General features: G+C 45.9%; 8 protein-coding genes and 1 pseudogene. 3 read left to right on the forward strand and 6 right to left on the reverse strand.

All coding sequences use genetic code 11. From position 1 onward, the window contains the following. A partial coding sequence (locus KJ970_03255) for a hypothetical protein (protein ID MBU2689919.1) occupies positions 1–257 on the forward strand: 257 nt, incomplete at its 5' end. Between the two features lie 49 nt (positions 258–306). Here the strand turns inward: KJ970_03255 and KJ970_03260 are convergent. From KJ970_03260 to KJ970_03275, 4 genes are read right to left on the reverse strand one after another with little or no spacing between them, the layout of a single operon-like run. Further along, positions 307–1,413, reverse strand: coding sequence for a hypothetical protein (locus KJ970_03260; GenBank protein MBU2689920.1), 1,107 nt, complete (start codon positions 1,411–1,413; stop codon positions 307–309). 12 nt (positions 1,414–1,425) lie between these two features. Next, the gene (locus KJ970_03265; protein ID MBU2689921.1) at positions 1,426–2,709 is read right to left on the reverse strand and encodes a T9SS type A sorting domain-containing protein; all 1,284 of its coding nucleotides are present in this window, start codon (positions 2,707–2,709) and stop codon (positions 1,426–1,428) included. Continuing rightward, positions 2,652–3,026: a hypothetical protein gene (locus KJ970_03270; GenBank protein ID MBU2689922.1), complete on the reverse strand. Its 375-nt coding sequence runs from the start codon at positions 3,024–3,026 to the stop codon at positions 2,652–2,654. Before KJ970_03270 ends, KJ970_03265 begins: the two co-directional genes overlap by 58 nt. Before the next feature lie 13 nt (positions 3,027–3,039). Next, on the reverse strand, positions 3,040–6,933 hold the full coding sequence (locus KJ970_03275; protein ID MBU2689923.1) for a T9SS type A sorting domain-containing protein: 3,894 nt from the start codon (positions 6,931–6,933) through the stop codon (positions 3,040–3,042). Positions 6,934–7,418: 485 nt separating this feature from the next. Here KJ970_03275 and KJ970_03280 point away from each other — a divergent pair. Beyond that, positions 7,419–8,638: pseudogene (locus KJ970_03280) on the forward strand (IS256 family transposase). Positions 8,639–8,907: 269 nt separating this feature from the next. Here the strand turns inward: KJ970_03280 and KJ970_03285 are convergent. After that, a complete protein-coding gene (locus KJ970_03285; protein ID MBU2689924.1) occupies positions 8,908–9,402 on the reverse strand; it encodes a hypothetical protein in 495 nt (164 codons plus the stop codon). Between the two features lie 206 nt (positions 9,403–9,608). Here KJ970_03285 and KJ970_03290 point away from each other — a divergent pair. Beyond that, positions 9,609–10,729 (forward strand): IS3 family transposase gene (locus KJ970_03290; protein ID MBU2689925.1). Its coding sequence is split into 2 segments (ribosomal slippage): positions 9,609–9,870 and positions 9,870–10,729, totalling 1,122 coding nucleotides; the frame shifts between segments, so codons are not numbered across the junction. A gap of 49 nt (positions 10,730–10,778) precedes the next feature. Here the strand turns inward: KJ970_03290 and KJ970_03295 are convergent. Further along, complete coding sequence (locus tag KJ970_03295) at positions 10,779–11,444, reverse strand: hypothetical protein (GenBank protein ID MBU2689926.1); 666 nt, start codon at positions 11,442–11,444, stop codon at positions 10,779–10,781. Between the last annotated feature and the right edge of the window lie 83 nt (positions 11,445–11,527).

Here is an 11,527-nt window from a genome sequence, read left to right on the forward strand (position 1 = left end):
CTTACATTGTGCGTGCAAAGGCGATCCGCCCCGCCTTCACGGTATCTATTACCGATGGACCGGCCTTATTGACGGCAAAAGAACGACAAAGACAATCAGCAGACAGACGGCTATGGAATGCAAAAAACGAATCAGAAATTATCGTAAACTCCAACGGCAAATTGCCAAACTGCTGCGCCAGTCCATTATCGACGCACCCTGGATGCAGGAATCCAGTAAAACAACAAAAAGGAGAGGCAAATGAATTGATCCCATAGTAATATTTGTGGGTAATTGGAAGCTTTACTGAGCGCTTACCCAGATAAATCATTCGGTAATTCTTAGTTTCCTCTTCCGTTCCTCATAACGCAGATACCATGGAGCTTCTACGGACTTAATGCCATAGCCCCTCTGCCACTCTTCCGGATATATATCAATGAATTCTAAACTAGGAATAAAAACTCCATCTTCCCCATCATACCAGTTAACATGCACAATCCTGAGCCCTAGACTAGAGATCAATCGATTAGATTCAAGATCCATCCATTCGGCTACTTGCCAATCTTCTTGACTGTTATCGATCACCTTATTCCAGTACGGCCTCAATAGCTGCCAAAGCTTAACACTGTCAAGCATAATTTCTTCGGATGGATAATTTCCATATTCTGCTTTATACATACCTAGGGCATCCTCTATATTTTGTTTCCATGCGATTAATACTTGATATAATATGTTTTTCATATTCTCAATCGAAACAAATAATATCCTTGCATCTGTGATTGATTCCGGATCAATTGACACCTCAATAGCAATGACGTTATCAGCAATCTCGCATGCTTCCTTCCAGTTCGTAAGGCAAAGAACAGAAAAAAGATATGCACCAGTTCGTACCTTTATGAGTGGATCACTTGTTTCCTCGAACACTTCGCGCGCCTTCGAAAGATATTGAGGACCAAAAACTGGCCACGCCTCCGTCAATTCAATTATCGAGAGAAGATTCAGGGAAAATGAATGCTGATATTTGTTATTTGCGGAAATTCTAGCATCTAATAGTTTTGAAATACAGTCATGGTACTTTTCCCATGCAGATCCAGGCTCAAATCTTATCGGATCATTACGTGGCGTATTGGAATAAGGAATTGAGGCAAGTAAATAGGCCATTGCCGCCTCATTAATTGTCGCCCAGTAATGAATACTGTCGGGTGATTGCGTTGAGAGATTCAGATATTCTTCTCCTAATGATTCAATCTCAAGGCGTATCTGGGCTATTTCAGAATCAGATTTCAACTCCCGAGGATTCAAATTACTTTGCTTACTTTTGAGAGCCTCGAATTTTTGTTCATATTCTGTTTGGGAGACCTCATCCCCACTCAAGGATCCGAGAGAAAGACCCAAAAGCATTACCGCCATTATTGAGAATAAAGTTATCCGCATAGTAGCTCCATTTTATTTTAGTACTGTAACTTGCTTCGTTACCATCCCACCGGACCATTCTAAACAAACCCAAAACACTCCGCTAGCAAGGGAACTATCCTCCCCATTATTAATATTCCAGGTTGATGAATGCCAACCCGGTTCACTAGTACCCGCATATAACTCTCTAATTCTGCGACCATGAATATCATATACACTTAATGAAAGTTGATTTCTTTTGGGTAGAAAATAACTAATATTGCAGAAATTGTGAACCGGATTTCCCTTTATGCCCAATTTGGGAGATATCTCAATAGTATCATCTAGAATCGGCTCTGACATTGCCAATTTGTTGACTCTGCCAGACGGCCACTTCACCCAAAGTTCGATGCTGTTCCCTGCGGTGTTTCCTTCCGTCAGACATGAGCTACATATTCTCCAATTATCCGTGATTAATTCCCTCTGATCTGTACAATCTGAAATTATACAATTGTACTTTACAGAGCCATTTTCTACAATTTCACCAATTCTACAATATCCACTTCCATCTTCAGAACGAGTAATTAGGACAAATGATTCTGGTTTTGGTCGAGAATGGAACCAGTTCCAACTTACCAATAGCTCCCCTGGCTGGCCTATTACACTGAATTCGACATTCCCTATCTCAACATCGTATTCCCCTTCAATCGCAATAGTTTCCGGAACATTGAAATAGTAAGGTACTGGTGAATTTTCTCCCAATCCATCTCTCGCCCAAGGAACATATTTCTCATCCTCACATTCCGATTCACTATGGCATATATCAAAAATGGTGACATCGCAGTTTTGTGGATCTCCAAAGCACATATATGTTTCATCACCTTCGCCACATCCTTCTCCCAATTCCCATCCCCTCGGTACTACATCTACAACTTCAAAACCATGATCGCTGGGCGCGGTTGCAAGCTCCGACATTTCATTCCCCATAGGGTGTACTTTCACTCCTGCCCGAGTTAACATGGTGCTTATATCAGTTTCATCCGATATCCAGTCATCTGAAAGGACTCTGCTATGACTGAGATATGGATATTCCATGAGATCCCTCAATACAACTCTAGGAAATAGGTATGTACGCGATTGATTCATCATTGCATCACGATTATGTGCTGAGTGCGCCGATAATACAGCGGCAAACCCCACATGGCAATTAAGGACTTCATTCCAACCTACAATTATATAAATCCACTCCCAGTCATGCTCATGAGTATACCCATTGCCAGTTATCGATACATCAATATGCAATTGGCTGGATAATAATAGTGATACTCCAAAAGCCAATATTCCGTAAGATCAACATCTATCAACCTAACTGCTTGCCGGTAAAGAACTTTCGGGGATAACACACCAGGAAGATCTTCCCGATTGTTTTCCACATATAGATCATCATCAAAATAAATAGGATACTCCGTGCGAGAATACTCCGGTCCTGGACCTTCATCAACAAACTCGATAAATGGTTCAAAGGCATCCAGTAATTCCGTTACACATATTACATCTTCAGGATCAGTGCATAAATCCGGGCAATCCACAATCGCAAAGGACACGGAATAACTTCCACTAAATGCAATCAGAAATAAGATCAATGTTATTCGCATTATTTATATTCCTCTATTTCACTAACACCACGCGGCTCTGATATCTAATATCACCTGATTTTGCAGAAACAAAGTAGACACCGGAAGGAAGCCCTGAATGACTTCCAGCATTGATATTCAGATCAACACTTGTATTTCCATCCATCAATTCCACAGCCTGATGATGTACCCTTCGACCATCGAGAGAGAATACGTCGACACTCCACTGAGTATGGCTTGGATGATTCCAGTTCAAGCGGATGACATTCATCGCGGGATTCGGCGAAGCTTGAAATTCTTGTCTGATGCTATGTTCAGCATCCGGTATAATCGGTCCAGTAGTGTTGCATTGCTCTGTTCTTACTTTATCAATTATCGCCGAGCCCTCTACCACCTCAAATTCAAGAATCGTAGGAGGTGGGCCAGCAGAAAGATATTCGGAATACTCAACCCATTCTGTTGTTGGTGAGAAGAAGTACTCGCTCTCAACCTCTCCGGTCTCTAGATTTCGTAACCGAACGGCGAGGGTCGTATTACCGTCTCCGCCCTTTACTAGAAAATGGAGATCATAGCAATCTCGGAGATAAAACATCTCGGGCAGCAATTGAGTCATTATTGCCGGGCTTCCAACATCCGGTGATAAAAGGATTCCGTCAAAAACACAATATGCCTCAGGGAGGGCCTGGAGGTTCGTATGAGGTCCGGTCCAAAATTCCGGTCGATTATCTGCATTCATATCCACCGAGAAATCACCATTGAGTATTAAGTTCTGCTCACCTTCAATAGTGCCCTCAGTCCATTCACCAATAAAGAGTTCATCAATGTAGGCTCGAACATCGCTGTTACTATTCGCTGGTTCCTCGTAACGAAGGACAACTCGCTCGATTCGCTCCTCCAACCATTCAGATCCAATTCGTGCATGTACATGGCGCCATTCTCCCAGTGGAAATGTCCTTTGTGTAGGATCAAAGAGATTCCCATATTGGTCCGTTATCGGCCATTCGGAAAGTTTTCTTCCTGATTCAGTTATAAGGTCCAAAAATACTTTCCCTTGGCCTGAGGGTCCTCTTTCTTGATATATCCAATAGGAAAGAATGGCCTTCTGAGAATTGATGCTGGTATCCGCGGGTTTAAATATCGACCAGGCTCCTTTTTCTGGCTGTCCGTCAGAGACATGCCTCGCGCACAAACGCATCATCCTTTGACCTTCGACAGCCATAATGTCGTCCTCGGGCAATCCATTGCAGCAAGATTCATGAACACCGCTATGAACAAGTCTGGTTATTGAACAATCTTCTTCAAGATTAGATGACACCCATCCTTCGGCTTCATCCAATACATTCTGCCGAGGAACAGCTCCGGCTGCTTCAAATGAGCTAATGAGAGTTGTTGATTCAAGAGAAGTATGTACCACAAGGGATGGATCCCCGAAGATAGTAGTCATCTCTGCAGTCCACTTCTTCTCGAAGCTTGAACAATAAGGACTATTTATGTATCCTTCTACTGAACCATTCAACTGGAAACCCAAACTTGAGTTACTGTTTTGATCAAGTTCTAGGTAAAACAATTTTTGAAGCACTTCATTTGCATCAGCATCTGACACATGGCTTCTGCCTACGGCAGCAACAGCTCCCACGTTAGGCGTCAATAGAAAATCCTCGGGAACGGAATACCACTCATCAAAAGCAGCATTAAGACATGTACTTAAGAATATTACAGGCAGAGCACCAGAATTAGAAAGCTGCGATGAATTGAAATTGCTGTCAACGCAAGGTTCGAGGCTAAGAAAATATGTTACAACACAGTAACCATTATTATTCCCAAAGAAATCTACTATTGCCGGAGATACGCCATAAAATGTACCATTAAATATCTCAATGATATCTTGACGCCCTGCCTCTTTCCAATCACCACCAGCTTGCTGATAATCAAATGAAAATATAGCTTCCGGGGTTAAGCCACCATTCATATTATTGATATATGCAACCAGGCGCTCAGCAGCAGCGCGTCTATTGGCATTATTCGTATTTATATATGCATCGCCTACAATAAAACTAACAAGATCTCTTGTATTTTCTGATTCATAACTATATAATTTGGCCCGATAGTTTAGAATATCTTGAAATGTTGTACAAGGAAGACGACCAATTACAATCTCACGATTATTATCTGATGTCTCTTCAATATCACCGTACCAAAAATCATAAGCAAAGGTCTTGTCGTGACCGGTTGAATGATCGTAATTTTTATGTGGTGTAGGTAAGATATCCTGCCCGTTTTCGTCAGCGTCTCCGATTAACAACGCATATAGAGGTTGTGTCTCCCAGTTCCAATACGCATGGGCAAGTGCCATCTTGATGGCCAACGAATCAGCAACACCTCCAATCCCGAAGTTCTCGCCAATCTCCGAAAGCCTCATTAGAGCAACTCGGTACTTTCTGGTGTTTGTGATAAAATCTCCGAGTAGGTCCGCGAAATCATCTAATTCATCAGGTGTTACAATAATGTAATCTGCATCAACGCTCTCCAACCACCAAGGATTATCACGATCTCTACCTCCCGGCTCAACTGGGCGATCGTTTAATCCGTCATTGCGAGGACGAACCTGTATTCCTCTTCGGGTTGATTGGTGATTACCCCACACATCCTGTGTTTGTAGCCTGTAGAACCCAGGTTCTGAGATTCCAGAAGCTAGAGATAGATTAATTTGTCTTCCATCGCGAAGAACCTCCATACTGAGCCCTGAATACCCATTATGATCTGAATTGAGACCAAAACCCCTCAAATTATCAAGATCATCCCCAAGAACAGTCATATTAAGAGGCTTGCCAACCTGTATTCGACGTGGTGTCCAAGCCTGTATTAGTGCTTCCGGCGCAGAGGCTCCCTCAAGAATTGTTACTTCAGCATCCGGCATTGATGCCCAGAGCGTATCCCTCACCTTCCCAGGGGTCTCGAGCACCACCCAAGGAACTTGGATTATTGCAGGACGCTTTGATCCTGGTAGCCTGATGGGAATATCAATTGAAAGTCGTCGCGCACTCTTTCCTGAAGGGTGCTCAAAGCAGAAGTATCCACAGGGCCCCCCAGGACCGTCCTCAGGAGGATCTGCAATCCACCCATGATTCATTGCCAGAGGATTATTATCAGGTCCAAGGTGAAAGATCGGTTCTCGAATCAAACCTTCACCATCTCTGACTACAACGCCTAATTCCCCCCACCTTATTCGACCGGGATACAGAATATCTAATCTAAGGTTTCCCCAATCACTCCCGCCGGGAAACTTAGTTCGATTCTTTCGATCATTTCGATCCCGCCAAGTGAGCTGAACTAATGGATTTTCATCTTCATATTTGTGTGATTCCGGTGGATGACAATTAATCCCTGCTCCATACAAAGACCGAATTGGGACGGCTGTGCCAGTTCCAGTCAATGCAATTGCAGGAATAACCGTTGAGTCTCGCCCATCAAAACCTGTGTAATGTACTAATGATATCTGTGCTTGAGACCGTCTTCCATTCAGAAACCTAAGTGTCCAATACCCAATCGCGGCAGGTATTGGTTCTCCAGGCAATGTTGGCCATTCTGAGAACTCATCTAGAGGCGAGTATTCGGGTCCCCAACGCCCAATAGGTGTAAATCCTTCGACTATAATCGAGGCGTCATCAATGACAATCTTAGAGGCTATCTCCTGGCCGCTAACAAAACCACCCGGCACACTATCTACGTAAAGGAAGGCGAAGATATTAGGTCCATCACCAATATAATAATTATCTCTCCCACCCTCCTGAGGCTGCAATAGAGATTCCGACAAATGAATCCAGGCTACTGCCCCCTCCTCGGCGCGAGTCAGGGATGGGGTAAGGAGCAACATGACAAGAATGAGCACCACAATCAAAACCCGTATAACTATCCAATTCAAATTCATTTCTAGATTCCTCTAGGAGCAAATGAAGGGTTAGGTGTTGATGTGTTGAAGGGAAAGATCAGGAGAGAACGAAGGAAATGGATTCCGCATGGTGCGCAAAAAAAACACCCCATGTCACCTCCGTAGAAAGAAGTCCTTGGAAAATCCCAAATTCAAGATCATAAGATTGTCAGACCCCTTACTTCATACGGAGGATACTAGGTCATCGATCAAACCATGTCAATAGAATTTATGAATTACCTCATTCAGCCTATGGGCGATTCTTTGGAAACCTCTCTGGATCGAGGAAGCCTTATTTTAATGGCTCAACAATAATCCTAATCACAAACATGTTACCCCAGAATCGATTCATACATGAAAAAGCTCCCGTCAGCATTCTACAAGGATAACGTACGGTAATTTTCGCACATTTAGATGAAGAAAGGTGGTCCCCAATCTGGTGTAATTGTGGTTCGGACAAACCATAAGCCAGAAGGAGGACCACCATGTCTGAAAAGGATTCTACGCCAAAATTGGGAAAAGTCATACAGATTGATGAGGCCAAAGTACAGGAGCATCTTGGGGAGATTGTGCGAGGGACGGTGGAAGAAACGTTGAATGGGCTTCTTGACGCTGAAGCCGACCGGCTCTGCCGGGCCCAGCGCTATGAGCGAACGGAAGAGCGCCGGGATACGCGCGCCGGGTCGTTTGCGAGATCTCTGGAGACGGGTGTGGGTAAGGTGACCCTCAAAGTACCGAAACTTCGCAAGTTACCGTTTGAAACAGCGATCATCGAGCGGTATCGCCGTCGGGAGAGTTCGGTTGAGGAGGCTTTGGTCGAGATGTATCTGGCCGGGGTGTCGGTCCGCCGCGTGGAGGACATCACGGAAGCCCTGTGGGGCACCCGAGTGAGTCCGAGCACGGTCAGTAGCTTGAACAAGAAGATTTATGGTCGGATCGAGGCCTGGCGGAATCGGCCGATAACCGGCCGGCATCCCTATGTGTATGTGGACGGTGTCTATTTGAAGCGGAGCTGGGGCGGCGAGGTTCAGAGCGTTTCCGTGCTGGTAGCGATTGGCGTTTCGTCGGATGGTTTCCGTGAGATTTTGGGCGTTTGCGAAGGAGCCAAGGAAGACAAGGCCAGCTGGTTGGAGTTTCTCCGGCACTTGAAATCCCGGGGCTTGTCGGGTGTCCGGCTTTTCATCAGTGACAAGTGCCTGGGTCTACTCGAAGCCTTGGGCGATTGTTATCCTGAGACGGACTGGCAGCGGTGCATCGTCCACTTCTATCGCAATGTTTTCAAAGTTGTCCCCAGGGGTCGTGTGCGTGAGGTGGCGGCCATGCTGAAGGCGATTCATGCCCAGGAAGACACTGAGGAGGCCCGCAAGAAGCCGCGACCGTGATCGCCAAGCTTGAGTCTCTTCAGTTGTCCAAAGCCGCTCAAATCGTGCGAGAGGGAATTGAGGAGACCTTAACGTATTACAAGTTTCCTCGGGAGCATTGGCGACGGATCCGGACCAACAATCCGATGGAACGGATCATGAAGGAAATCCGGAGGCGCACCCGAGTCGTCGGGGCGTTTCCCGACGGCAATTCAGCCTTGATGCTCGTCGCCGCTCGGCTTCGTCACATCGCCGGTACAAACTGGGGCTCGAGGAGGTATCTTGATATTGGCTTGATGAGTGAAACCAATGAATCCGCGGAGGAGAAGCTAGAAGTAAGTTAATTTGGAAAGGCACTGGATTTTGGGATCACAAACAAAAGTGCGAAAAATACTGGACACTACCCTACAAGCAAAATCAGATATTACTCCAGCCTCGTAATTGGGAAGTGATAAAGTATGGCATGGTTTTTGAGAGTTTCAAGTGCGCTACTATGTGAGGGATTGGCCAATTCGAATGACATCTTCCCGGCCTGCATGGCAGGACGGAATCATAGGGGGACGGCGCGACGTTAGACCTCGTCTGGCTAATCTGGCTTCTTGGTCCAATCCTCTTACAGAGTTTGCAATTTCTTATACAATAGAGCCCCCAGTGTGATACCAAGACTGGAGGGTACAAGCACACAAAAACCAAAAAGCCCGACAGCAGTCATAATTGTGCCACCTTCTACTGCTATATATCCCACGAACACATAGATCGCAGGATCGCTAATAAGATAAAGAGATATGCGACTCTCGAGCAACGGGAAGGAGAGGTATCCAAAGAGAAAACCCCCTACAATCATTGGAAAAGGGATAAAGAATAAAAAAACTATCCCCAAATGTCCCTCCGTCCAAGTGCCGCCCCTTGGTATTAATATCCACTCAATCAGATACAAAAGTAGAATTATTACTATGCCTGCAGCTGAACGAATTGCGATTCGCAGAGGTAAGGGCATGACGCTTTTCTTTCTTACCAATTTTGAAGCCTGCAATTCCAGCGTTCTGGTAACAGACGGGTATACTTGGCGCAAACCTCGATTCTTACTTTTTCTATTCAATGTCAGCATTTTCCCACAAAAGCCAGAAGCTGGCAATGGTTGTACTTTCTACAAGTCTCATCCGATCTAATATCATTGACTATCTCCTGGCCGATTCCACACTTTGAAATCGGCTCTATGATACCAGATTGAACAGCGTGACCTGAGAGATGGTCCCAGGAAATTGGACAGTATGCTAAGGTGGCTCCAAGCTCTCAATGAGGAGGGATGGAGCAATGAAGAAGCGACGGAAATTCTCAGCGGAATTTAAGGCCATGGTGGCCCTGGAAGCCCTATCAGGGGCTCATACTATGGCTGAGCTGTCCGCCAAGCACAAAGTCCACCCGAATATGATTGCCCAATGGAAGCGCATCGCCCAGGAGAGTCTGCCTGACGTGTTTTCCAAGAAGAGAGATCGAAATGACGCTTCTCGTGACGTAGAGGTCCAGGAGCTTCACGCCAAGATCGGCAAGCTGACGGTGGAAAATGATTTTTTAGCCAAGGCGTTCGGGCGTTAAGCCGGGATCGGAGAGTCGCCTTGATGAATTCAGAGGAGCCGAGGCTTAGTATACAGCGTCAATGCGAATTGGTAGGTCTTCCCCGATCATCCTTCTACCACCGAGCGAAGGGTGAGAATGCGGAGAATCTTGAGCTGATGCGCTTGATCGATGAGCAATACCTGAAGACTCCTTATTCCGGCTCACGGCAGATGGCGCGTCATTTCCGGCGACAGGGGCGTAAGGTCGGCCGGCATCGGGTTCGGCGTCTCATGCGCAAGATGGGTCTTTCAGCGGTCTACCAGAAGCCCCGGACATCCAAGCCAAATCCGGAGCACAAGATCTATCCGTATTTGCTTCGTGGGCTTGAGATCGACCGGCCGAATCAGGTTTGGTGTGCCGACATCACTTACATCCGGATGAACCGGGGATTTATGTATTTGGTAGCCGTCATGGATTGGTCGACTCGGGCGGTTCTTTCTTGGCGATTATCGAACACCTTGGACACGAGGTTTTGTGTGGAGGCTTTACGGGAAGCTTTGGCCCGATACGGGACACCGGAGATTTTCAACACAGATCAAGGGAGTCAATTCACCGATGAGGATTTCACCGGCGAACTCAAGAAGGCCGGCTGCAAGATTTCCATGGATGGCAAAGGCCGCTGGATGGACAACGTATTCATCGAGCGCCTATGTCGGTCTTTGAAATACGAGTGCGTTTATTTGCAGGATTGGGAAGACGGCCTGGAAGCCGGAGAGGGAATTGAAAACTGGATGACTCACTACAACGACCATCGACCCCACTCCGCCTTTGATGACAAGACACCGATGGAGGTGTATTGTGAAATAATGGCGGCGTGATCAACAGGCGGGAGTCCACCTTAACCAAGAGGAAAGACTGTCCAACAAATCAGGACCACCTAGCATATCCCACGATCAACTCATCGGGGATATCGAAGTCCACTTTGTCCCCTGGACAAAGAACGATAGAATTTCCATCGATGATATTTTCCCAAGGAAGTGATTCCAAAATGGGATCATCCCAAACTAGGTTTTCCAGGCCCAGCGGCATTAATGAAACGGCCCATTGAAGCTCTTCGATTTCTATACAATCGGGACAATCAATGTAATTTCCCACCCACATTTCATAGTCTCCAGGACCTATATTTTGAACCTCCAGATTTTCGATTCCCGCATCCAGACTCCATCCGTCCTCCCATTCGACGTGTAATCTGAGTGGAGCTACGGTGTGTTTATGCGCAAATGCCCCGCCAATATGAATTGACCCGCTAGATGGTATGTTTACATTCCAAGCGAGTGAGAATTCGTCATTACCGAGCAAAGTTACAACTGGCTCATTCCCTCCATACCATCCATCATTCGAATCCATTTCAGGCCAAACATTATCCGCCCCTTCGGCTCGCAGGGTGATGCATATTCTGCTCAGGTTGCTGTTGCCGGCGCGATCATTAATGTATGTCTTGTTAAAAAACTTCCCTTTGCAACCAGAACACAAGAAAAAACCTATGACAATTATCAAAATCCGTAATATCGAACTTATCGGGACGACTCTCATAATTCCACCCCCACTTCGAAAGGACCGCAACCCTCTCGCCAATTTGCCTTCACATGAATAACCGTTTGTCTTGGAACTCCGTT

The organism is Candidatus Eisenbacteria bacterium (genome assembly GCA_018831195.1).
Classification (GTDB): Bacteria; Eisenbacteria; RBG-16-71-46; order CAIMUX01; family JAHJDP01; genus JAHJDP01.